This is a genomic window from Actinophytocola oryzae, from assembly GCF_004364325.1.
GTDB lineage: Bacteria > Actinomycetota > Actinomycetes > Mycobacteriales > Pseudonocardiaceae > Actinophytocola > Actinophytocola oryzae.
The window spans coordinates 641738-663066 of record NZ_SOCP01000003.1; the positions used below are offsets into that span (position 1 = coordinate 641738).

The 21329-nt window shown below is 70.7% G+C and carries 22 protein-coding genes; 13 read left to right on the plus strand and 9 right to left on the minus strand.

Features of this window, described 5'->3' with window-relative positions; all coding sequences use genetic code 11:
- Positions 1–6 precede the first annotated feature (6 nt).
- On the plus strand, positions 7–2832 hold the full coding sequence (locus tag CLV71_RS10310; RefSeq protein ID WP_133902409.1) for a beta-galactosidase: 2826 nt from the start codon (positions 7–9) through the stop codon (positions 2830–2832).
- A 203-nt stretch (positions 2833–3035) separates the two neighbouring features.
- On the opposite strand, the gene CLV71_RS10315 is transcribed toward CLV71_RS10310, so the two are convergent.
- Positions 3036–3758 (minus strand): transporter substrate-binding domain-containing protein, encoded by a 723-nt coding sequence (locus CLV71_RS10315; RefSeq protein ID WP_133902410.1) that lies wholly within the window; start codon positions 3756–3758, stop codon positions 3036–3038.
- Between the two features lie 16 nt (positions 3759–3774).
- Positions 3775–5400 carry an ABC-F family ATP-binding cassette domain-containing protein gene (locus CLV71_RS10320; protein WP_133902411.1) on the minus strand — a complete coding sequence of 542 codons (1626 nt, stop codon included), beginning with the start codon at positions 5398–5400 and terminating at the stop codon, positions 3775–3777.
- 136 nt (positions 5401–5536) lie between these two features.
- Here CLV71_RS10320 and CLV71_RS47565 point away from each other — a divergent pair, with 136 nt between their 5' ends.
- The 5 genes from CLV71_RS47565 (at position 5537) to CLV71_RS10340 (ending at position 10018) form a co-directional block, all read left to right on the plus strand.
- Positions 5537–5698, plus strand: coding sequence for a hypothetical protein (locus CLV71_RS47565; protein ID WP_166664026.1), 162 nt, complete (start codon positions 5537–5539; stop codon positions 5696–5698).
- 20 nt (positions 5699–5718) lie between these two features.
- On the plus strand, positions 5719–6468 hold the full coding sequence (locus tag CLV71_RS10325) for a pyrimidine reductase family protein (RefSeq protein ID WP_341771502.1): 750 nt from the start codon (positions 5719–5721) through the stop codon (positions 6466–6468).
- Between the two features lie 11 nt (positions 6469–6479).
- The gene (locus CLV71_RS10330) at positions 6480–7544 is read left to right on the plus strand and encodes an ATP-dependent DNA ligase (protein WP_133902413.1); all 1065 of its coding nucleotides are present in this window, start codon (positions 6480–6482) and stop codon (positions 7542–7544) included.
- 86 nt (positions 7545–7630) lie between these two features.
- A complete protein-coding gene (locus CLV71_RS10335) occupies positions 7631–9172 on the plus strand; it encodes an alpha/beta hydrolase (RefSeq protein ID WP_166664027.1) in 1542 nt (513 codons plus the stop codon).
- Positions 9173–9208: 36 nt separating this feature from the next.
- A complete protein-coding gene (locus tag CLV71_RS10340; protein ID WP_341771503.1) occupies positions 9209–10018 on the plus strand; it encodes an endonuclease/exonuclease/phosphatase family protein in 810 nt (269 codons plus the stop codon).
- Here the strand turns inward: CLV71_RS10340 and CLV71_RS10345 are convergent.
- Positions 10015–10218 carry a hypothetical protein gene (locus CLV71_RS10345; RefSeq protein WP_133902415.1) on the minus strand — a complete coding sequence of 68 codons (204 nt, stop codon included), beginning with the start codon at positions 10216–10218 and terminating at the stop codon, positions 10015–10017. The two genes, CLV71_RS10340 and CLV71_RS10345, sit on opposite strands and share 4 nt — an antisense overlap.
- 162 nt (positions 10219–10380) lie before the next feature.
- Between CLV71_RS10345 and CLV71_RS10350 the strand changes: the two genes are divergently transcribed.
- A complete protein-coding gene (locus CLV71_RS10350) occupies positions 10381–10857 on the plus strand; it encodes an Rv1352/Rv1906c domain-containing protein (RefSeq protein WP_133902416.1) in 477 nt (158 codons plus the stop codon).
- Here CLV71_RS10350 and ligD read toward each other — a convergent pair.
- A complete protein-coding gene (gene ligD / locus CLV71_RS10355) occupies positions 10854–11882 on the minus strand; it encodes a non-homologous end-joining DNA ligase (RefSeq protein WP_133902575.1) in 1029 nt (342 codons plus the stop codon). The two genes, CLV71_RS10350 and ligD, sit on opposite strands and share 4 nt — an antisense overlap.
- A gap of 63 nt (positions 11883–11945) precedes the next feature.
- Here ligD and hisS point away from each other — a divergent pair, with 63 nt between their 5' ends.
- The 6 genes from hisS (at position 11946) to CLV71_RS10385 (ending at position 18242) form a co-directional block, all read left to right on the plus strand.
- Positions 11946–13208 carry a histidine--tRNA ligase gene (hisS, locus tag CLV71_RS10360; RefSeq protein WP_133902417.1) on the plus strand — a complete coding sequence of 421 codons (1263 nt, stop codon included), beginning with the start codon at positions 11946–11948 and terminating at the stop codon, positions 13206–13208.
- A gap of 18 nt (positions 13209–13226) precedes the next feature.
- Complete coding sequence (locus CLV71_RS10365; RefSeq protein WP_133902418.1) at positions 13227–13538, plus strand: hypothetical protein; 312 nt, start codon at positions 13227–13229, stop codon at positions 13536–13538.
- 20 nt (positions 13539–13558) lie between these two features.
- Positions 13559–13975: a peptide-methionine (R)-S-oxide reductase MsrB gene (gene msrB / locus CLV71_RS10370; protein ID WP_133902419.1), complete on the plus strand. Its 417-nt coding sequence runs from the start codon at positions 13559–13561 to the stop codon at positions 13973–13975.
- A gap of 580 nt (positions 13976–14555) precedes the next feature.
- The gene (locus CLV71_RS10375; RefSeq protein WP_133902420.1) at positions 14556–16883 is read left to right on the plus strand and encodes a xanthine dehydrogenase family protein molybdopterin-binding subunit; all 2328 of its coding nucleotides are present in this window, start codon (positions 14556–14558) and stop codon (positions 16881–16883) included.
- A complete protein-coding gene (locus tag CLV71_RS10380) occupies positions 16880–17755 on the plus strand; it encodes an FAD binding domain-containing protein (protein ID WP_133902421.1) in 876 nt (291 codons plus the stop codon). Before CLV71_RS10375 ends, CLV71_RS10380 begins: the two co-directional genes overlap by 4 nt.
- The gene (locus tag CLV71_RS10385) at positions 17748–18242 is read left to right on the plus strand and encodes a (2Fe-2S)-binding protein (protein WP_133902422.1); all 495 of its coding nucleotides are present in this window, start codon (positions 17748–17750) and stop codon (positions 18240–18242) included. The genes CLV71_RS10380 and CLV71_RS10385 overlap by 8 nt, the downstream gene beginning before the upstream one ends.
- A gap of 15 nt (positions 18243–18257) precedes the next feature.
- Here the strand turns inward: CLV71_RS10385 and CLV71_RS10390 are convergent, their stop codons facing one another.
- The 5 genes from CLV71_RS10390 to CLV71_RS10410 are packed head-to-tail and all read right to left on the minus strand — an operon-like array spanning position 18258 to position 21323.
- Complete coding sequence (locus CLV71_RS10390; protein WP_133902423.1) at positions 18258–18803, minus strand: twin-arginine translocation pathway signal; 546 nt, start codon at positions 18801–18803, stop codon at positions 18258–18260.
- Complete coding sequence (locus CLV71_RS10395) at positions 18800–19411, minus strand: hypothetical protein (protein WP_133902424.1); 612 nt, start codon at positions 19409–19411, stop codon at positions 18800–18802. The genes CLV71_RS10390 and CLV71_RS10395 overlap by 4 nt, the downstream gene beginning before the upstream one ends.
- Positions 19412–19432: 21 nt before the next feature.
- On the minus strand, positions 19433–19924 hold the full coding sequence (locus CLV71_RS10400; RefSeq protein ID WP_133902425.1) for a hypothetical protein: 492 nt from the start codon (positions 19922–19924) through the stop codon (positions 19433–19435).
- Positions 19925–19942: 18 nt separating this feature from the next.
- Complete coding sequence (locus CLV71_RS10405; protein ID WP_133902576.1) at positions 19943–20695, minus strand: MlaE family ABC transporter permease; 753 nt, start codon at positions 20693–20695, stop codon at positions 19943–19945.
- Positions 20696–20729: 34 nt separating this feature from the next.
- Positions 20730–21323 (minus strand): hypothetical protein, encoded by a 594-nt coding sequence (locus CLV71_RS10410; RefSeq protein WP_133902426.1) that lies wholly within the window; start codon positions 21321–21323, stop codon positions 20730–20732.
- Positions 21324–21329: the final 6 nt, after the last annotated feature.

Consider the following 21329-nt stretch of genomic DNA (forward strand, 5'->3'; position numbering starts at 1 on the left):
CGCACGATGAGACGCATGATGCTGGCCGCGGCGGCGGCCGTCCTGACCGCAGCGCTCGCGGCGCCCGTGGTGGCGCCGCCCGCCATGGCCGCACCAACCCACACGGTGACCTACGACAAGTACTCCCTGAAGGTCGACGGCGAGCGAATCCTGTTGTGGGGTGGGGAGTTCCACTACTTCCGCCTGCCGAGCCCGTCGCTGTGGCGGGACGTGCTCGAGAAGATCCGCGCGGCGGGCTTCAACGGCGTGTCCCTCTACTTCAGCTGGGCCTACCACTCGCCCGCACCCGGCGTGTACGACTTCACCGGTGTCCGGGACGTCGACCGGCTGCTGGACATGGCCAAGGAGCTGGGCCTGTACGTGGTGGTCCGGCCGGGCCCGTACATCAACGCGGAGACGAGCGGCGGCGGGTTCCCCGCGTGGCTCAAGCAGGTTCCCGGCAGGGCACGGTCGAGCGACCCCGGTTACACGGCCGCCTACCGGGAGTGGCTCGGCCACCTCAACCCGATCATCGCGCGGCACCAGGTCACCAGGGGCGGGTCGGTGATCGCGTACAACGTGGAGAACGAGTACGCGGCCAACACCGACGCCCAGTACATGCAGGACCTGCAGGACACGGCGCGGGCGGCCGGGATCGACGTGCCGATCACGCACAACCAGTGCTGCGACGCGTCGTGGACGCCGACCTGGGCGTCCGGCCTCGGCGCGGTGCAGATCCCCGGCGTCGACGACTACCCGCAGTCGTTCGAGTGCCAGGCCCCGGACACGTGGGGGACGTGGGGTGAGGGCGTCACCGAGCGCCTGACCGACTCGGCACCGGTGTACGCGGCGGAGTACCAGGCGGGCTCGATCGACCTGAACCGCGCCGGGTACGACGCGTGCCGGGAGAACCTGACCGGTCCGAGCTTCATGAAGTACTTCTACAAGAACAACCTCGTGGCGAGCGGCGCCACCATGTTCGGCTTCTACATGGCCTACGGCGGCACGAACTGGGGCTGGCTCGGTCAGCCGAACGACGTCTACACCTCCTACGACTACGGCGCGGCGATCACCGAGGCGCGTCAGCTCACCGACAAGTACGCCGAGTTCAAGCGGCAGGGCTACTTCGTCACCTCGGTGGCGCCGCTGACGAAGACGGACCCTGCCGCCGGGCCCGCGTCGAGCAACCCGGCGCTCACGACGGTCGCGCGGGCCAACCCGGACACCGGGACGCAGTTCGTGCTGCTGCGCCACACCGACCGGGCGGCGACCACCCTCGACGAGTCCACACTGGACTGGTCCACACCGGACGGACGGTACTCGGTGCCGGTGTCGCTCGACGGCCGGGACGCGCACGTGCTGGTGGCCGGGTACGACATGGGTGGGCAGCGGCTCGCCTGGTCGACGTCGGAGATCATGACACACGCGCGGATCGGCGGCCGGGACGTGGCGGTGCTGTACGGCAGGGACGGCTCGGCAGGCTCGACGGTGTTGCGGTACCGGTCGAAGCCGTCCGTGCGGGTGCTGGCGGGCTCCGTCCGTTCGTCCTATTCGGACGGTGAGCTGCGGCTCGACTACACCCACCACGGCCTGGCCAGGGTGCTGGTGTCCGGCGGCGGTCGCCCGCCCGCACTGCTGTTGCTCGGCACCGACGAGGAGGCCGCGAACTTCTGGCGCGCGGACACGTCGTCGGGTCCGGTGCTGGTGCGGGGCACGTCGCTGGTGCGCTCGGCACGGGTGTCCGGGTCGACCGTGACGCTGCGCGCGGACGTGGCGTCGGCGGGCGAGGTCGAGGTGTTCGCACCGGCGAGGCGGCTGGTCATCGGCTCGACGCCGGTGCCGGTCCGGACCACGGCCAGCGGCTCGCTCGTGGGTTCGGTGTCGGGCCCCGCCTCGGTGCGTCTGCCGAGGCTGACGGACTGGCAGAGCCGCGCGGAACCCGTCGTGACCGACGACAGGAGCTGGCCGGTCGCGTCGCACGCGACGTCGGAGAGCCCGTTCCCGCCGGTGACCCGGCCGGTGCTGTACGCGGGCGACTACGGCGCCGACTACGGACACGTCTGGTACCAGGGCAGCTTCACCGCGACCGGTGCCGAGACGGCCGTGTCGCTGAACGCGATCACCGGCAAGAACGGCGTCTATCAGGTGTGGCTCAACGGCCGGTACCTCGGCTGGGCGAACGGCGGCACGCAGGCCGACTCCGAGCCGCCGGTGAACCCGAGGCCGGGACCTGGCACGTTCACGCTGCCCGCCCTCGCACCGGGAACCCCCGCGGTGATCTCCGTGCTGGTGGGCAACATGGGCCACAACGACGACTGGACCGCGGACGACAACCGGTTCAAACAGCCGCGCGGGCTCGTGGGTGCCGAGCTGGTCGGGTCGTCGGCGCCGGTGACGTGGCGGCTCCAGGGCAACAGGCCGGACCGACTGCGCGGCCCGCTGAACAACGGGGGTCTCCACGGCGAACGCGCTGGCTGGTACCTGCCGGACGCGTCGGCGAAGGGCTGGGGCCGCCCGGCCGCGACCGTCCAGCCCGGCGTGACCTGGTACCGCACGGAGTTCGACCTCGACCTCCCGCGCGGCCAGGACGTGCCGGTCGGCCTCCGGTTCGACGGGGCGGGCGAGTACCGGGCGCTGATCTTCGTCAACGGCTGGCAGCTGGGTCAGTTCACCGCGAACCTCGGACCGCAGCGGGAGTTCGTACTCCCGGCAGGGGTCCTGCGTGAGCACGGTGGGAACACGGTCACGCTCGCGGTGGTCGCCCTGGACGAGGCGACACTGGGCCCGGTGAGCCTCGTGGCACTGGCCAACCACACGGGCGGCGTTCCGATCGAGAACCTACCCACCAGGTGAGACATGGCCCCGCACCCGACCGGTCCTCGGGTGCGGGACCACCCACCCCCGGCTCAAGCCCCCTCGACTGCACTGAAGGACGCCTTCCTGACGCTGGGCGTTACGAAGGACGCCTTCAGTACGCGCCAGTGGCCCCAGTGGCCCCAGTGCACCGAGTGTTACGAAGGCGTCCTTCAGTGCGCTGGGCGTTACGAAGGACGCCTTCAGTGCGTTTGGGGGGTGGCGGGGGGCGCCACTGTCACGTCGGCCTGCCCGGCGCGGCGGAGCGAGTCGGCCACGAAGCCCGTCTTCTTCAGCTCCTCGACCAGCTCGCCGAGGAAACCCACCGTCGCCGGTGACCTGTCCCTGGTCGTGCCCACCGCCTGCCGGATGGCCATGAAGCGTTCCTCGACCAGCCGCAGGTCCGGGTTCTCGGCCACGAACGCCGTCATCGGCTGGCGGATCCCGGCCACCGCCTCGAGGCCCTGCTCGCGGAACGACTCGATGCCGTCCTCGCCGCGGACCAGCGTCGCCTCGCGCAGGGTGCGGGTCAGGAACAGGTCGTAGGCCGAGCCGCCGTTCACCGCGACGCGCACGCCTGGCCGGTCCACGTCGGCGGGGCCGGTGATCGGCGAGGCGTCCGGCACCACGTAGACGCCCTCGATCTCCACGTACGGCGCGGTGAACGCCACCGACTCGGCGCGCGCGGGCTCGATCGCCAGGAAGCACAGGTCGGTCGTGCCGGACACGAGCGCCTCGAACGACCTGTGGGCCGCGTCGAAGCACACCAGCTCGACCGGCACGCCGAGCCGCGCACCGACCTCACGGGCGATGTCGACCGTGACGCCGGTCGGCGCGGCGGGTGTGCCCTGGGCCAACACCGGGTTCCCCAGGTTGATCGACACCCGAAGCACACCGGTCCGCGCGAGATCCTCAGCAATGCCCACACCGTACGGTAACCCGTCAGCGCTGCCTGCGAACCCGTGTCTCGTCCCACACCGGTTCGTCCTCTTCGGACACCCGGCCGTCGGACCGGAACACCAGGAACCGGTCGAACGAGCGCGCGAACCACCGGTCGTGGGTCACCGACACGACGGTCCCCTCGAACGCCTCCAGCGCCTCCTGCAGTGCCTCCGCCGACGTCAGGTCGAGGTTGTCGGTCGGCTCGTCGAGCAGCAGCAGCGTCGCGCCGGACAGCTCGAGCAACAGGATCTGGAACCGAGCCTGCTGCCCGCCGGAGAGCGTCTCGAACCGCTGCGACCGCGCACCGGCCAGGCCGTAGCGGGACAGCCGCGAGGACGCCGCGCCCTCGTCCAGCCCGGACCGCCCGTCCTCGCCGTGCCACAGCACGTCGAGCAGCGTCCTGCCGACCCACTCCGGGTGCTGGTGGGTCTGCGCGAACGACCCCGGCACGACCCGCGCGCCCAGCTTCCACGTGCCCTCGTGCGCCACCGGCGAACCACCCAGCAGCCGCAGGAAGTGGCTCTTGCCCGACCCGTTCGACCCCAGCACGGCCACCCGGTCGCCGAAGAACACCTCCAGGTCGAACGGCTTCATCAACCCGGTCAGCTCGAGCGACGCGCACTGGATGACCCGCAGGCCCGTCCGCCCGCCACGCAGCCTCGGCGCCACCTTCTCGAACTTCGGCGGCAGCGGCGGCGGCCCCGCCTCCTCGAACTTGCGCAGCCGCGTCTGCGCCGCCTTGTACCTGGCGGCCATCGCGTCGCTGATCATGGCCTGCTGCTGGAGGGTGCGCACCAGGTCCTTCAGCTTCTGGTGCTCCTCGTCCCAGCGACGGCGCAGCTCGGCCATGCGGTCCCAGCGGGCCTCGCGTGCGGCCTGCAGCGTGGCGAACCCGCCGCCGTGCACCCAGGTCGTGCCGCCCTCCAGCGACACGACGTGCGTGGCGGCACTCGCCAGCAGCTCGCGGTCGTGGCTGACCAGCAGCACGGCCTTGCCGCACGCCGCGAGCCGCTCCTCGAGCCAGCGCTTGCCCGGCACGTCCAGGTAGTTGTCCGGCTCGTCGAGTAGCAGCACCTGTTCGCGCCCCTGTAACAGCGCCTCCAGGACCAGGCGTTTCTGCTCACCGCCGGACAGTGTGGCCACCGACCGGTACTGCGCGCGGTCGTAGGGCACACCGAGTGCCGCGACCGTCGCCGTGTCCCACAGGACCTCGGCGTCGTACCCGCCTGCCTCGCCCCACCCCGTCAGGGCCGTCGCATAACGCAACTGAGTCGGCTCGTCGTCGGTCTCCATCATTGCCAGCTCGGCGTCGTCCAGCTCCGCCGCCGCGCGCCGCAGTGCCGGGGGTGCCACGGCCAGCAGCAGGTCCCGGACCGTGCGGTCGTCGCGCACCGAGCCGATGAACTGGGGCATCACCCCGAGTCCACCCTGGACGGTCACGCCGCCTGCCAGCGGTGACAGCTCACCGGACAGCATCCGCAGCAGTGTCGTCTTGCCCGCGCCGTTCGCGCCGACGAGTGCCACGACCTGTCCGGTGCCCACGCGGAAGGTCACGTCGTCGAACAGCCGCCGCCCGTCGTCGAGCTTGTGGGCAAGCCCGTTCGCCTCGAGAAATCCCGCGCCCATACCGCAGATCGTCCGGTATCGGACCGTTTGAGGCGAGTCGTTTTCTATCGCAACCCCCTTGGCCCCGTGACGGATCCGAAGCGGTACGCTGCGTAGCCTGCGAGGGTTTGGCTGCCGACGGGAAGGATGGGTAACTTTGTCCGACACCCCGATCTACGACCAGATCCGTCAGGAGCTCGAAGCAGGCGGTAGCCGCTCGGAGCCCCTCGCCAGAAGGGGACGCAGCGGCGACGAGGACAACAAGGCCGTCTCCGTGTGGGCTCTCGTGAACCAGCACCGGAACGGCAAGCGTCACTGACTCGTGCTGGGATGAGGGACATGCATCTGCTGGTCCCCGGTTCCGCCGTCGATGACCGCACGCTCGAAGAGCTCTACGCCTACCCCTCTGGTCTGACCACGCCGTACGTCCAGGTCAACTTCGTCGCGAGTGCCGACGGCGCCGCCACCGTGTCCGGCCGGTCCCGTGGCCTGTCGAGCCCCGCCGACAAGAAGGTGTTCGCGCTCGGCCGCGACCTCGCCGACGTCGTGCTCGTCGGCGCGGGCACCGCGACGGCCGAGGGGTACGGGCCGGTCAAACACACCGAGGTGCGTGCCGAACGGCGTTCACGGCTGGGGCTGCCGGAGCTCCCGCCCATCGCGGTCGTCACAGGACGCGGGTCGATCCCGCCGTCGTCGCCGCTGGTCACCGACGCCTCCGTGCCGACGATCATGCTCACGTCCGAGGCCTCGCCGGAGGTGTGGCGCAAGGAGATCACGGACGCGGGCGGCGAGGTCGTGGTGGCGGGCGAGGACCGGGTCGACGCGTCGCTCGTACTGTCCGCACTGGCGGAACGCGGTCTGCTGCGGGTGTGCTGCGAGGGTGGGCCGACGCTCTTCGCCGACCTCGTGGCCGACGGGCTGGTGGACCAGTTCTGTCTCACCGTCTCGCCGATGCTGACCGGCGCGGGCGCGGTCCGCGTCACCGACGGGCGCCCGTCGAGCGTGCCAATGGACCTCTCGCTCGAGTCCGTACTGTCTGACGAGGGATTTCTGATGCTTCGCTATCGCCGCGCCGCCCCTCCCGGGTGAGAATGGCCAGCATGCAGCTCCCGATCATGCCGCCGGTCAAGCCGATGCTCGCCAAGCCGGTGAAGAAGATCCCCACCGGCGAGATGAGCTATGAGCCGAAGTGGGACGGGTTCCGCTCGATCATCTTCCGCGACGGCGACGAGGTGGAGATCGGCAGCCGCAACGAGAAGCCGATGACCAGGTACTTCCCGGAGCTGGTCGAGGCGGTCAGGGCGAACCTGCCGGAGCGGTGCGTGGTCGACGGCGAGATCGTCGTCGTCGGGCCGACCGGCGACCGGCTGGACTTCGAGGTGCTCGCGCAGCGCATCCACCCGGCGGCGAGCCGGGTGAACATGCTCGCGGAGACCACCCCCGCCAAGTTCGTGGCGTTCGACCTGCTCGCACTCGGCGACACCGACTACACCGAGCAGCCGTTCGCCGCCCGCCGCGCCGCGCTGGAGGAGGCACTCGCGCCCGCCAAGGCACCCGTCCACCTGACCAGGACCACCACCGACCCGGACGTCGCGCAGGAGTGGTTCTCGCAGTTCGAGGGCGCCGGGTTGGACGGGGTGATCGCGAAGCCACTCGACGGTGTGTACGAGCCGGACAAACGGGTGATGTTCAAGATCAAGCACGAGCGGACGGCCGACTGTGTCGTCGCCGGCTACCGCGTGCACAAGACCGCGCCCAACCGGGTCGGATCGCTGCTGCTCGGCCTCTACGACGACGACGGCGTGCTCGCGAGCGTCGGCGTGATCGGGGCGTTCCCGCTGGCCAGGCGCGAGGAGCTGTTCGAGGAGATGCAGGAGCTGGTCACGACCTTCGACGAGCACCCGTGGGCGTGGGCCAAGCAGGAGGAGGGGACGCGCACGCCCAGGAACGCGGAGGGCAGCCGCTGGCAGCAGGGCAAGGACCTGTCGTTCGTGCCGCTGCGGCCGGAGCGCGTGGTCGAGGTCCGGTACGACCACATGGAAGGGGTCCGGTTCCGGCACACCGCGCAGTTCTCCCGGTGGCGGCCCGACCGCGAGCCGACGTCCTGCACGTACGCGCAGCTGGAGGAGCCGGTCAGGTTCGACCTGGCCGACGTGCTGGCCTGATCGTTCGGCCGGGGGCGGTCTCACGGTCTTCTCACCTCGGCCGTGCGAGGCTTCGCCCACAGTCGGACGGATGGAGGACTCGCGCGGTGACGGCCTGGCGAGTGCGTGTGGCCACCCTGGTCGCCGCGGTGGGGGTTCTGTCGGCCTGTACCGCCGGCCCGTCGAGCCGGCCCGAGATCATCACCAACGACGGCCCGGGCGCCTCGACCACCCCGTCCGTCGCACGCAGCGAGGTGCCCCAGCTCGAGAACGCCGACACCTCGATCCAGTGGCGGACGTGCTCCCCCGAGATCCAGAGCGCTCTGTCCGTGCAGCCGCTCCCCGCCTGGCTCGACGCGCGGTGCGGCAAGTTCAACGGCGTCCTCGACTCCCCGTACGCACCCGACCGGGGGACCGCGCGCATCCAGCTGCTGAAGGCCGGGGACGGGCCGGTGCCGATCGTCGTGGTCAACGACGTCGACGGGTTACCGGGGAGCGTGTACGCGGCCCGGCTCGCCGCGTCGCTTCCGCAGGAGTTCTTCGAGAAGTTCCAGCTCATCGGGATGGACCGGCGCGGGACCGGGAACTCGGCCGCCGCCAGGTGCGTGCCGCCGGAGACGCGGCGCACCATGGTCGAGTTCGACCCGTCGGCACTCGACGTCGACGACTGGTTCCACGCCGCGCAGACCGCGGGCCAGCAGTGCTCCATCGCGCTGGAGAGCCAGCTGCCCGCCTTCGACACGTGGCGCACGGCCGCGGACCTGGACGTCCTGCGTACCGCCCTCGGGGTGTCCCGGCTGAACGGCGTCGGACACGGTGAGGGGTCGCGGGTCCTGAGCATGTACGCCGACCGGTTCCCCGACCGGGTGGGGCGCCTGGTGCTCGACGGGGTGCCCGACCCGTCCGCCGACGCGCAGCTCACCTACGAGGGCATCGCCAAGGGTGGCGAGGCCGCGTGGGACGCCTTCGCCGCGGACTGCGTACAGCGTGGCTGTCCACTCGGGAACGACCCGGAACGCAGCCTTCTCGAACTGCTGGGCCAGCTGCGGACCGCTCCCATCGACGGACCCACGCTCACCGTCACCGCGGGGGCGGCCATGCACGCCATCCTCATCGGGCTGTCCGACCGCGACTCCTGGCGCAACCTGGCCGCCGCCCTCGCCGCGGCGAAGACCGGGAACGGCGACGGTCTGCGCGCGATACTGGCGCCTTACGTGTTGGACAGTGACGACCAGGCGGCGTCGTTCGACGGCACGCTGGTCACGACCTGCAATGACATGAGCACTCGAATGTCACCTGAGCAGGTGACGACGAGCGCGAAGGAGTGGCAGCAGAAGTACCCCCTCTTCGGGCCGATCGCGGCCGAGCGGCTCGCCTTCTGCGCGCCGTGGACCATCCCCGACCACCCGCTGCCCACCCCCACGGGCCGGGGCGCACCGCCGATCCTCGTACTCGGCACGGCGAGCGACGCGATCACGCCGATCGAGGGCACCGAACGAGCCGCACAGCAGCTCGACTCGGGTGTGCTCGTCTCGTGGCAGGGTGGTGGTCATGGCGCGATCGGCGTCTCCCCCTGCGCCACGGACGTGGCCACCAAGTTCCTGACAGACGCGGCAGTGCCCCGCAACGGAACAGTCTGTCCGCCCTAACCCTCCGAAAGGGCTCCTGTCGTTAGAGTGGTCTTCGTGCGCCGCATCGGGGTAGTGCTGCTCGTCGTACTGTCCGTGCTCTCGGTCGCGCCCGCGGCGGCAGCCGTGCGCCCGGTCACGCTGCGGGTGATGAGCTACAACATCCACACCGGTATCGGCGCCGACGGTGTGCTGGACCTCGGCAGGACCGCCAGGGCCATCCGGTCCGGCAGGCCCGACGTGGTCGCGCTGCAGGAGGTGGACGTCCACTGGGCGGAGCGCAGCGAGTTCCGCGACCAGGCACGCGACCTCGCCAGGCTGCTCGGCATGCGGGTGTTCTTCGCACCCATCTACGACCTCGACCCACTCACCGCCGATGCGCCCCGGCGCCAGTACGGGGTCGCCATCCTCAGCAGGCTTCCCATGCCGCACACCGAGAACCACGACATCACCAGACTGTCCACACAGGATCCCAACCCGGTCCCCGCGCCGGCACCCGGCTTCGCGGAGGCCGTCGTCGTCACCAGGGGGATCGCGGTGCACGTCTACGCGACACACCTCGACTACCGCGAGGACCCCTCGGTGCGGGTCGCGCAGGTCGACGACATGTTGTCGATCATGGGCCGCGGGCCGACGCTGCTGCTCGGCGACTTCAACGCGACCCCGGACGCACCGGAGCTGGCACCGCTGTGGGACCGGCTGAAGCCTGCCGAGGTCGGGCTCACCTATCCGGCGGACGTGCCTGCGAAACGAATCGACTACGTGACGGTGTCGGCGGGTGTCCGCGTGCGGTCGGCGACCGTGCCGGAGACGCTGGCCTCCGACCACCGGCCGGTGCTGGCCGAACTGGTCATACCAGGACGCTAGTCCCCGTCGGCCTCACGGACCCGGTACTCGCACCCGTACTCGACCGCGTAGCAGAGGTCGTAGTGGTGCACGATCTTCGGACCCTCGTGCAGGTGCACGTGCGTGACGGTGTCCTTCGGCTGTTCCGGCAGCTCGGGCAGGGTGTCGACGCGCCCGTCGAGTGGTCCACCCACGTAGCGCACGACGTACGGCTGCGTCACCACGACCTCCTTTCCTGACCCTCATCTCGATGTTTCCTTGCCGTCGGGCCGAAATCAACCGCGACGGTCCTGTGGCACCAGAAACATGAGAGCCAGCACATGTTCACCGCATTGGATGTCGCGAAGGCGTAACGGTTTCGACAATCATGACGCTGCCAGTGCATGCGCAACCGCCGTAACTGGGAGCCGGACATGTCGACGTCACAGCCCAAGTGGCCGTTGTGGCCGTGGGTCGTGCTGACCGCGTCCGGAGTGATCGTGACCGCCGTCGCGGCGATCGTCGGCACGGCGGCCAACTCGGAGCGCAACGCCGAGGAGCTCCCGACCAGGGTCACCGTCACGGCCACGCAGTTCCAGACCAGCACGGTCAGCGTCACGGTCACCGTGCCGCCCCCACCCGACCAGCCTGCGAAGGCACTGCTCGACGGCCTCCACCACGTCGGCCCGGAGGTCGAGGCGGGCGTGTACCAGACGACCGGGCCGAGCGGCACCAACGCGGGCGGCTGCTACTGGACCAGGACCGACCTCGACGGTGGCATCATCGACAACGGCGTGCTCGACGGCCCGGGCACCATGACCGTCAACACCGACGAGCTGGTGGAGACGGCAGGCTGCCAACCGTGGCAGAAGGTGGGTTAGTGGTTTCGGGCCTTGGAAGGCTGTACCCGCTTGGGCTCGCCCGCCATCTTCGGGTACTCGGGCGGGTAGGGCAGGTCGGCCTCGCCGTTCGCCTCGTCCTCCGCCACCAGCTCCAGTAGCGGCTCCAGGGAGAACGCCTTCGTCCCGACGGCCGCGTGGAGGTCGCCGACCTCGGCGAAGCGGTCCGGCATGGTCGTGACCGTGAAGTCGGCCGGGCTGACGTTCGGCACCTCGTCCCAGGTCAGGGGTGCCGAGACCTGCGCACGCGGGGTCGGGCGGACGGAGTAGGCGCAGGCGATCGTGCGGTCGCGGGCCATCTGGTTGAAGTCGACGAAGATCCGCTCGCCGCGCTCCTCCTTCCACCAGCTCATCGTCACCTCGTCGGGCCGCCGCCGCGCCAGCTCGCGGCCGAGCGCGATGACCGCCCGCCTGGCCTCGACGAACGTCCAGCACGGCTCGATGGGGACGTAGACGTGCAGGCCGCGGCCACCGGACGTCTTCGGGAAGCCCTCCATGCCCAGCTCGGCCAGCAGGTCACGCAGCACGAGGGCGACCCTGGCCGCGTCGGAGAAGTCGGTGCCAGGCTGCGGGTCGAGGTCGATGCGCAGCTGGTCGGGGTGGTCGACCTCGGGACGACGGACCGGCCACGGGTGGAACGTCAGCGTGCCCAGGTTGACCGCCCACGCAACCACGGCGAGCGAGGTGGGGCAGACCTCGTCGGCCGGCCGGCCGCTGGGGAAGGTGATCCGCACGGTCTCGACGAACGGCGGCGCGCCCTTGGGGGCGCGCTTCTGGTAGAACGCGTCGCCCCGGTTGTCGGCGCGGGTGGACAGCTTCGCCCCCTCGAACACGCCGCCCGGCCAGCGCTCCAGCGTGGTCGGCCGGTCGCGCAGCGCACCGAGGATGCCGTCGCCGACCGACAGGAAGTACCTCACGACGTCGGACTTGGTGATCCCCAGCTCGGGGAAGTACGGCTTGTCGGGACTGGACACCCGCACAGCCGTGCCGTCCACGTCGAACTCCATCGCACTGTTCGCGGCCACCGGGCCAGCCTAATCAGCTGTACCCCACCCAGTAGCGTTGTGCGGGTGAAGTCGGACCTGACCCCGGCGAGGGGAACCCGTGACCTGCTGCCACCGGCCGTCGCCATCCGCGACCACGTCCTGGCGCGGATCACGGAGGTCTACCGCGGCTTCGGCTACCAGCGCATCGAGACGCCGGCCCTGGAGAACATCGAGCGCCTGCGCGGCGGTCAGGGCGGCGAGAACCAGAAGCTGATCTACGAGGTCCTCCGCCGGGGCCTGGAGCCGACCGTGGCCGCCGACACGCCGCTGGCCGACCTGGTCGACCTGGGTCTGCGCTTCGACCTGACGGTGCCGCTGACCAGGTTCTACGGCGCCAACCGCGCGTCGCTCCCCCAGCCGTTCCGCTCGTTCCAGTTCGGCCCGGTGTGGCGCGCGGAGCGGCCGGCACGCGGCCGGTACCGGCAGTTCTACCAGTGCGACATCGACATCCTCGGCGAGCAGAGCGCGCTGGCCGAGGTCGAGCTGCTGGAGGCGACCACGGCCGCACTGGCCGCGGCCGGGATCGAGGGCACGACCGTGCGCGTGTCCGACCGCCGGTTCCTGTCGGCCCTCGCGGCGCACAGCGGGGCGGCAGCCGAGAGCTGGGACCGCCTGTTCATCACCCTCGACAAGCTGGACAAGATCGGCTGGGACGGCGTGCGCGCGGAGCTGGCCGAGCGTGTCGGCCTGGACCGGCAGGTCATCGACACCATTGCCGAGACGATCACCGGCCTGCAGGGCACCGACCCGGCGAAGCTGCCCGACCAGCTCGCCAACACGCTGCCGGGCGTCGAGGAGGCCGTGCTGACCGACCTGGCGACCGTCGCGGCGGGCCTGCCGGGCGTGAACTGGGAGTTCGATCCGACGCTGGTGCGCGGCATGGGCTACTACACCGGCCAGATCTTCGAGGTCACCCACCCGGCCTCCGGCGGCTCGGTCGCGGGTGGCGGCCGGTACGACAAGCTGGTCGGCCGCTTCCTGGGCACGGACGTGCCTGCCTGCGGCTTCTCGATCGGGTTCGAACGGATCGTGGACCTGCTGGCCACGGCACCCGGAACCGAGGCGGTAGCGGTCCTGTTCGAGTCCGACACGCCGATGACCACGGTACTGGCGGTGGCCCGCACGCTGCGTGAGTCCGGCCGCAGCGTGTCGCCGGTGCGGCGGTCGGGCAAGTTCGGCGCCCAGCTGGGACGCCTGGAGGAGTGGGGCTACACGTCGTTCGTGCACCTGCGTGCCGACACGGAAGGGGTAGGCGAGGAACGCCGCCTCGGCGACAAGGGCCGGTAGAGGCGTTACGGTGTCAGCATGGCGACCACCTCGTCTTTTCCCGAGGACCCGAACGAGTCGCCGCGTCTCGAGGACGAGCTGATCGGCCTGGATCCCGACGACCCGGAGACGCGGGCGTTCCGGGCACACCTCGAACGGCAGCACCGCGTGCGCGCGAGTTATACCGTCGAGGGCTACCTGTCGGACGTGGGCGACTTCGCCGACTCGGCCAACCGCCTGGGTGGTCACCGCAAGCTGATGGCGGGCATCCTGGTGCTCCTGATCCTGCTGGGTGTGACCATCACCGCGTGGGACGCGCTCGTCTTCGTGTGGCACACGTTCACCAACTGACCAGGCGTATTTTGGACGGCATGGAAACCGACCAGTCGCCGCCCGTGGTGAAGTCAGACGAGGAGTGGCGTCAGCAGCTGACGCCGGAGGAGTACGCGGTCCTGCGACAGGCCGGTACCGAGCGCCCGTGGACCGGCGAGTACACCGACACCAAGACTGAGGGCGTGTACGAGTGCCGGGCCTGCGGCACGGAACTCTTCCGCAGCGACACCAAGTTCGACTCGCACTGTGGCTGGCCGTCGTTCTATGCCGCACGAACCTCCGACGCAGTCATTCTGCGCCAGGACGACAGCCTGGGCATGACACGCACCGAGGTGATCTGCGCCACATGCCACTCCCACCTGGGTCACATCTTCGAAGGCGAGGGGTACCCGACCCCGACTGACCAGCGGTACTGCATCAACTCCATCTCCCTTCGCCTGGTCCCCAAGGAGTGACGTCCGAAGCCGATGCAGGACCGTCACGCTGAACCACGTGCCCTGTGGGTCGTCGTGCCCGGTCACGACGAGCCCTGATCGTCGAGCCGCCAAACGAACTCGTGCGATCGGCACGGCCACCAGGTGCCGCGAGCGGGCACGCAGGTCATCTGCCGCTGCGCCAAGGCCCAGGTCGACGGCGTCCTGCCTTTGCACCTTCGCGCCGACACGAGCGGGTCATCTTTGAAAGATGTAGATGATTGCAATGCTGGGATCGAGCGAGACCCGGAGGTGGATCCTGCTGGGCGACGAGCGTCGCGACCGGCGGCCCACCTGGACCCTGCGTGGGAGCTGATCCGGCGCGACCGCTCGCATCCCGACGCAAACTGAAGGCCTTCGAGCCTTCCTGGACAAGCGCGCCGCGACGGCCGGACCGCATCCTGCGCGGCACGATGTGCCTTGCCCTTGTCCCACAAGCATGTTAAACAAGTGCTTAGCACTGTGGCGTGCTTCTCGGTCGCCTGTCGGCACGCCCCGGAGTCGACGGAGGCACGCTTCCCATGGCACGGTACGAACTCGTCCATCCCTTGCCAGGCAACCGATGACCGACCTGAAGGCGGGCGCCGCCCGGTACGCGGGCGCGCGGGTCCACCGGGTCGAGGATCCTCGGTTGCTGACCGGCCACGGGACCTTCGTGGACGATGTCGTGCGCCCCGGCATGCTGCATGCCTGTTTCGTCCGCAGCCCCGTCGCCCGTGCCCGCATCACGGCGGTCGACGCGAGCGAGGCGCTCGCGCTCGACGGGGTCCACGCCGTCTTCTTCGCCGAGGACCTCAACCCCGACGTGCGTGAGTCGTGGTACACGCTGCTCGGCCGCGACGTGCCGGACACGCCGCGCCCGGCACTCGCCGACGGCGAGGTGCGCTTCGCCGGGGACCCGGTGGCGCTGGTGGTCGCCCGGGACCGGTACGTCGCGGAGGACGCGGCCGACCTGGTCGAGATCGACTACGAGGCCCTGCCGCCCGTGGTCGACTACGCGACGGCCGGGGAGTCGGCCGAGTCGGTGCACCCCGAACACCCCGGCAACGTCGCCGGGGCACTCGACGGGCGTCCTGCCGAGGAGCTGGCGCCGGTGTTCGACGGTGCGGCGCACGTGGTGGCGGCGACGATCCACCAGCAGGCGTACGTGCCGGTGCCGATGGAGACCCGGGGGCTCGTCGCGGAGTGGTCGGCGGCCGACGGCGAGCTGACGATCTGGGCGTCGACCCAGGCGCCCCACGAGGTCCGCCTGTTCTGCTCGCGCCTGCTCGGGCTGCCAGAGCACAAGGTGCGGGTGATCATGCGGGACACCGGCGGCGGCTTCGGGCAGAAGGTCATCCCGATGCGCGAGGACATGTGCCTCCTGCTGGCCGCACGCAAGCTGCCCGCCGCGGTGAAGTGGATCGAGGACCGCCGCGAGAACCTGTTGTCCGCCGGGCAGGCGCGCCACGAGCACGGCCACGCCAGGATGGCCTTCGACGACGACGGGCGGATCCTGGCCGCGGCGCTCGACTACGTCCAGGACGCCGGCGCCTACCCGTCGCCATCGCCGCTGTTCTCCGCCGCGGCCGTCGGGATGCTGTTCCCCGGCCCGTATCGGATCCCCCAGTCCACGTTCTCGGTGCGGTCGATGTTCTCCAACACCACCGGCCGCACCGCCTACCGGGGGCCGTGGCAGTTCGAGTCGGTGGCACGCGAGGTGTTGCTCGACCGGGCGGCCCGGCAGCTGGGCGTGGACCCCGTGGAGCTGCGCAGGCGGAACCTGTTGCGCCACGACGAGATGCCGTTCGTCAACCCCAACGGGATGCCCTACAGCGACATGACCCCGCTCGAGACCTTCGAGCACGCGCTGGAGATCCTCGACTACCCGGCCTTCCGGAAGGAACAAGAACAGGGCCGCGCCCAGGGCCGGTACCTGGGCGTCGGGACGTGCAGCTACGTCGAGCCGACGGCCAGTGCCCTGGGACCGCACGCCACCGAGGGCGCGACGATCCGCATCGAGCCGTCCGGCACGGTCAACGTCTACGTCTCCGGCGGCTCGACCGGCAACAGCCTGGAGACGACCACGGTGCAGCTCACCGCGGACGCACTCGGCGTCGACATCGCCGACGTCAACACCATCCAGGGCGACACCGCCGTCACACCCTTCGGTGGGGGCACCGGGGGCAGCCGGTCGGGCTCGATGATCGCCGGTGCGATCGCGGAGACGGCCACCACGCTGCGGGACCGCGTCATCGCGATCGCCGCCCACCGCCTGGAGGCGGCGGTCGACGACATCGAGCTGGCGGCGAGCCGTGCCACCGTTCGTGGCGTGCCCGAGAGCGGGATCTCGCTGGCGGACATCGCGGCCCTCGCCTACTTCCAGGTCGACGCCCTCCCGCCCGGTGTGCCCGCCGGGCTGGAGGCCAGCGCCCGCTACCGCGCCCAGGCGCCGATGATCTGGACCAACGCCACCCACGTCAGCACCTGCGAGGTGGACGTCGTGACCGGCCATGTGCGGCTGCTGCGGCACATCGTCAGCGAGGACTGCGGGCCCATGATCAACCCCAACGTCGTGGAGGGACAGATCGCCGGGGGCACCGTGCAGGGCATCGGCGGCGCACTGCTGGAGCACCTCGCCTACGACGAGGACGGCAACCCTGTGTCCACCACCTTCATGGACTACCTGCTGCCCACGAGCGCCGAGGTGCCCGACATCGAGTACGGGCACGTCGAGTCGCCGGGACCGGGGCCGGGTGGCTACAAGGGCGTCGGCGAGGGCGGCGCGATCGGCGCTCCCCCGGCGGTGGTCAACGCCGTCGCCGACGCGCTCGCACCGTTCGGCGTCGAGATCGGCAGGCTGCCGCTCACCCCGGCCACCATCGTCGCGCTCATCGAGGAGGCGCGGTGAAACCGGCGGCGTTCGACTACCACGCACCGACCGGCCTCACGGAAGCCGTGTCGCTGCTGGCGGAGCTGGGGGACGACGCGAAGGTCATCGCGGGCGGACAGAGCCTGATGCCGTTGCTCGCGCTGCGACTCGCGTTCGTCGAGCACCTCGTCGACCTGCACCGCGTCGAGGAGATGCGTGGCATCGACCGGCGAGCCGACTCGGTGTGGATCGGGGCCGGGACCACCCAGGCCACGATCGAGCGGTCGGCCGACATCGCCGAGGCCGTGCCGCTGCTCGCCAGGGCCACTCCCCTCATCGGCTACTTCCAGGTCCGCAACCGCGGCACCATCGGTGGCTCGCTCGCCCACGCGGACGCGGCCGCCGAGTACCCCGCGGTGGCACTGACCCTCGACGCCGAGGTCGAGGCGGCGTCCCCGAGTGGGCGGCGCACCATTCCCGCCGCCGAGTTCTTCACCGGCGTGTGGAGCACCGACCTCGCCGAGGACGAGATCCTCACCGGCGTCACCTTTCCCTTGTGGCGCGGGCGATCCGGGTTCGCGGTCGAGGAGTTCGCCAGCCGCCACCGGGACTTCGCCTTCGCGGGCGCCACCGTGGCCGTCGAGCTGGACGGCGACGACCGGGTGCGCCGGTGCGCCATCGGGTTGCTGGGCCTCGGCCCGACCGCATTGCGGGCACGGGCCGAGGAGGCCGAGCTGACCGGGCGGCACGTCACCGAGATCACCGCCGAGGATGTCGGCCAGGCCGCCGTGTCCGGTCTGGACTCCGTGCCGTCGGACCACAACGTGCCCGCCGAGTACCGCAAGCGCGTCGGCGCGGCGGTGGTCGCCCGCGCCTGGCACCGAGCCATCCAGGAGGCGAGCGATGCCTGAGGTCGGAGTCCGTGTCGACGTCGAGGTGACGGTCAACGGCGTCGTGCGGCGGGCACGGGTCGAACCACGGCTGACTCTGGCCGACTTCCTGCGCACGCACTGCCAGCTGACCGGCACCCACCTCGGGTGCGAGCACGGTGTCTGCGGCGCCTGCACCGTGCTGGTCGACGGTGACGCCGTGCGCTCCTGCCTCGTGCTGGCCGTCCAGGCCGACGGCGGCGAGGTCACCACCGTCGAGGGGATGGCGTCTCCCGACGGAGAGCTTTCCCCGGTGCAGCAGGCATTCCGGGACAACCACGCACTGCAGTGCGGGTTCTGCACACCCGGGTTCGTCGTCTCGATGACGGCGTTCCTGCGGGACAACCCCGATCCCACCGACGAGGAGATCCGGGACGGACTCTCCGGCACCCTGTGCCGGTGCACCGGCTACCAGGGCATCCTCAAGGCCGTCCGCGCGGTGGCGGACGCGAACCGCGAACGCCGGTGACCGGACGGGCCGACGTCACGGGGCGCCTGCCGACGTCGGCGTCAGCTCGCTGATCAGCCACTGACCGGCGACCTTCGTCATCGTCACGCGGGCGGTGCTCGACGTCGTGCGCGGCTGCGGCGCGGTCTTGCCGGCGGTCCGCTGGTCGATGAACACGACGACGACCACCGTGTCGGGGGTCGCGCTCACCGCGGCGGCCCGGCTCACGACGGCCACCGACGACGTGCCCTCCTTGCGCACGGCAGGCGCGATCGCCCGGCGCGCGAACGGCACGTAGTACTCGGCGAACGCCCCGGCCGTGTACTCGCGGGCGCGTTCGATGTCGTCGTCGATCGTGTCGGCGCTGTAGGTCAGGATCCGCGCGACCCGTTGGCGGGCCTGGGCCACGGCGTCGAAGCGGGCGTCGGTGATCGCCTCCGCGCGCCGTGCGGCGAGGACCAGCACGACCGCGGTCGCGGCCGCGGCGACGGTCAGGGCCGCCAGCAGCAGGGCGGCGACCACCCGCCCGCGTCTCGAGACCGGGAGGGCGATCCGCGGCCTGGGCAGCCGGAGGCGTGTCACGCGACCACGTCGTTCGACTGGACGAGCCACTGGTCGCCCTGGCGCACCAGACCGATCGCCACCCGGTAGTACCGCGTCTGCGGTTGCCGGATCTCGGTGTTGGTCAGCCGTGTCGTGATGGCGAACAGCACGGTGGCCGTGTTCTCGTCGTCGCGCTCGATGCCGGCCGCCGTGACGGTGCAGGTCGACCGGACCTTGCCCTCGGACAGGAGGTATCCCAGCCCCTTGGCACCGTCGACCAGCCCCTTCCGGTAGTTGCCCGTGCTCGCCGCGATGATCCTGGAGACCTGCCGGGGAAAGGACTGGTAGTCGAGCGAGTACGACAGCTCGGCCACCTCGCGGGCCACGGACATGATCGCGTCCCGGCGATCGTCGGTGGCGCGGTAGTCGAGCACCGACCGCAGGTGGAGCGCCCCCGTGACCAGTGCGGCCACCAGGATCACGACGAGGACGAGCACCGTGCCGAGCCAGCGTCTGGGTGGACGCGGGGGCTCGTCCTCGTCGTCGACGTCCTCTGTGGGCTCCTCCTCGGTGGGCTCGTCCGCCGTGGACTCCCCAGCTTCGGCCATGTGCTCGTCCTCGTCGACGGCCGGATCGCCAGTTCCCATCAGGGTTCCTTCCCTCGTCGGTCAGAGTGGTTCGAACCCCGCGAGCAGCCACCTGTCCTCGACGCGTGCCGCCGTGACCCGCGCGACGCGGCTGTCGACGCGGGGCGCGGACAGGTTCTTCCCGGTGGTGGTCTGGTTGACGAAGACGAGGACCACCACCCGGTCCGGCTGGGCGTCGGCCACACCTGCCGCGCGCACCACGGTCGTCGTGGTCGCCTGCATCTCCACGACCGCGGGCTTGAGGGTCTCCGTCAGCGCGTTCTGCGCCCAGTACTCCCCCGTCGTGACCGACTTCGCGCGGACGACGTCCGCGTCGATCGTGCGGTAGTCGAAGTCGAGCAGCTTCGGCGTGAGGTCGAGAACCGCCGCGACCGCGTCCCGGGCCGCCTGTTCCGTCCGCACGGTGTCCAATGTGGACACACCGAGCACACCCACCCCGCCCGCGGCGCCCACCGCGAGCACGGCGACGACACCGGCCAGCACGGCTCGCGCTCGTCCCGTCGGCAACGCCATCGCACCACACCTCCTGCCTCAGAACGCGCTTCCACCGAGGAACTGCATGTAGATCAGGGTGATGAGGGTGTTGACCACGAAGAGGATGACCACCACGAGCACCACGGTCTCGTTGACCGCCTCGCCGACGCCCTTGGGCCCGGAGCTGACGGTCAGGCCCCGGTAGCAGCCGACCAGCCCGGCCGCCATGCCGAAGACGATCACCTTGACGATCGCGACGAGCACGTCGGGCAACCCGACCAGGAGCGTGAGGTTGGCGACGAACTGGCCGGGGCTCGCGCCCTGCACCGCGACCGAGAACACGTACCCGGTGCTGATGCCCACGACGGAGACCACCGCGTTGAGGCCGATCGCGACGACGGTCGCCGCGAGCACCCTCGGCACCACCAGGCGGTGGACCGGGTCGACGCCGAGCACCTCCATCGCGTCGATCTCCTCCCGGATCGTGCGCGACGCCAGGTCGGCGCAGATCGCCGTCGAGCCGGCGCCCGCGAGGACGAGGACGCTCGCCATCGACCCGATCTCCCTGATCACCGCCAGTGCGGTCCCAGCGCCGGAGAGGTCGATGGCGCCGATCTGGGCGAGGAGCTGGTTGACGAAGAAGATCGTCACGCCGAGGAACGGTACGGCGAGGAACACGCACGGCAGGATCGTGACGCGGGCGAGGAACACCGTCTGTTCCAGGAACTCCCGTGCCTGGAACGGCCGCCGGAACATCGCGCGGAGGGTGTCCAGGCTCATCGCGAAGAAGCCGCCGACCGGCCTTAGCATCGCCACGGGGTTCAGCGCCACCTCGGTGCCTCCCTCACGCGACGAACTTCAGGTCGGAGACGAGCCACCGGTCGTTGTGGTGCTCCAGGATCATCAGCACCCGGTACACCGCCGGGTAGCCCTGCGGGGAGTCGGTGTTGGCGATGACCGCGTTCGCCGCCACGAGCACGGTGGCCCTGCCGTCGTCGGCACTCTGGATGGCCGAGGCGCTGATCGTCGCCTTCGTCCGCACCTGCCCTGCGCGGACCGCCTCGACGAACTGGTCGGCGTTCTGCGCGAACTGCTCCCGCCAATCGCCGGTGGAGGCGAAGAGCACCTGGTTGAGCGAGCCCTGCACGCCCTCCGGGTTCAGAGTCAGGAGTGTGAGTACCGCGTCGCGTGCGGCCAGCGTGATGGCGGCGTCGCGTTGCCGGTGGTCGTACTCCGCCCGCACCCACCAGAGCACACCGCCGCCGGCGACCAGCAGCACCAACGCCACGAGGGAGACGACGACCACACGGCCGAGCCCACCCGCGTGCCGTTCGTGCCACCGCGGCCGCTCCTCCGGCTCCGCCGCCGCGTCCTCGGCTTCCACGGCGTCGGTGGCCTCGGTGGTGTCGACGGCGCTTTCCGTGCTCTCGTCGGACATGCGATG

What these genes read in the sequence shown, in the direction of transcription:
- CLV71_RS10310 (WP_133902409.1), top strand. Translation starts at nt 7, where the DNA reads ATGAGACGCATGATGCTGGCCGCGGCGGCGGCCGTCCTGACCGCAGCG.
- CLV71_RS10405 (WP_133902576.1), bottom strand. Translation starts at nt 20,695, where the DNA reads ATGCTAAGGCCGGTCGGCGGCTTCTTCGCGATGAGCCTGGACACCCTC.
- CLV71_RS10350 (WP_133902416.1), top strand. Translation starts at nt 10,381, where the DNA reads ATGCGCAACCGCCGTAACTGGGAGCCGGACATGTCGACGTCACAGCCC.
- CLV71_RS10385 (WP_133902422.1), top strand. Translation starts at nt 17,748, where the DNA reads ATGCCTGAGGTCGGAGTCCGTGTCGACGTCGAGGTGACGGTCAACGGC.
- CLV71_RS10365 (WP_133902418.1), top strand. Translation starts at nt 13,227, where the DNA reads ATGGCGACCACCTCGTCTTTTCCCGAGGACCCGAACGAGTCGCCGCGT.
- CLV71_RS10410 (WP_133902426.1), bottom strand. Translation starts at nt 21,323, where the DNA reads ATGTCCGACGAGAGCACGGAAAGCGCCGTCGACACCACCGAGGCCACC.
- msrB (WP_133902419.1), top strand. Translation starts at nt 13,559, where the DNA reads ATGGAAACCGACCAGTCGCCGCCCGTGGTGAAGTCAGACGAGGAGTGG.
- CLV71_RS10395 (WP_133902424.1), bottom strand. Translation starts at nt 19,411, where the DNA reads ATGGGAACTGGCGATCCGGCCGTCGACGAGGACGAGCACATGGCCGAA.
- CLV71_RS10320 (WP_133902411.1), bottom strand. Translation starts at nt 5,400, where the DNA reads ATGGGCGCGGGATTTCTCGAGGCGAACGGGCTTGCCCACAAGCTCGAC.
- CLV71_RS10325 (WP_341771502.1), top strand. Translation starts at nt 5,719, where the DNA reads ATGCATCTGCTGGTCCCCGGTTCCGCCGTCGATGACCGCACGCTCGAA.
- CLV71_RS10330 (WP_133902413.1), top strand. Translation starts at nt 6,480, where the DNA reads ATGCAGCTCCCGATCATGCCGCCGGTCAAGCCGATGCTCGCCAAGCCG.
- CLV71_RS10375 (WP_133902420.1), top strand. Translation starts at nt 14,556, where the DNA reads ATGACCGACCTGAAGGCGGGCGCCGCCCGGTACGCGGGCGCGCGGGTC.
- ligD (WP_133902575.1), bottom strand. Translation starts at nt 11,882, where the DNA reads ATGGAGTTCGACGTGGACGGCACGGCTGTGCGGGTGTCCAGTCCCGAC.
- CLV71_RS10400 (WP_133902425.1), bottom strand. Translation starts at nt 19,924, where the DNA reads ATGGCGTTGCCGACGGGACGAGCGCGAGCCGTGCTGGCCGGTGTCGTC.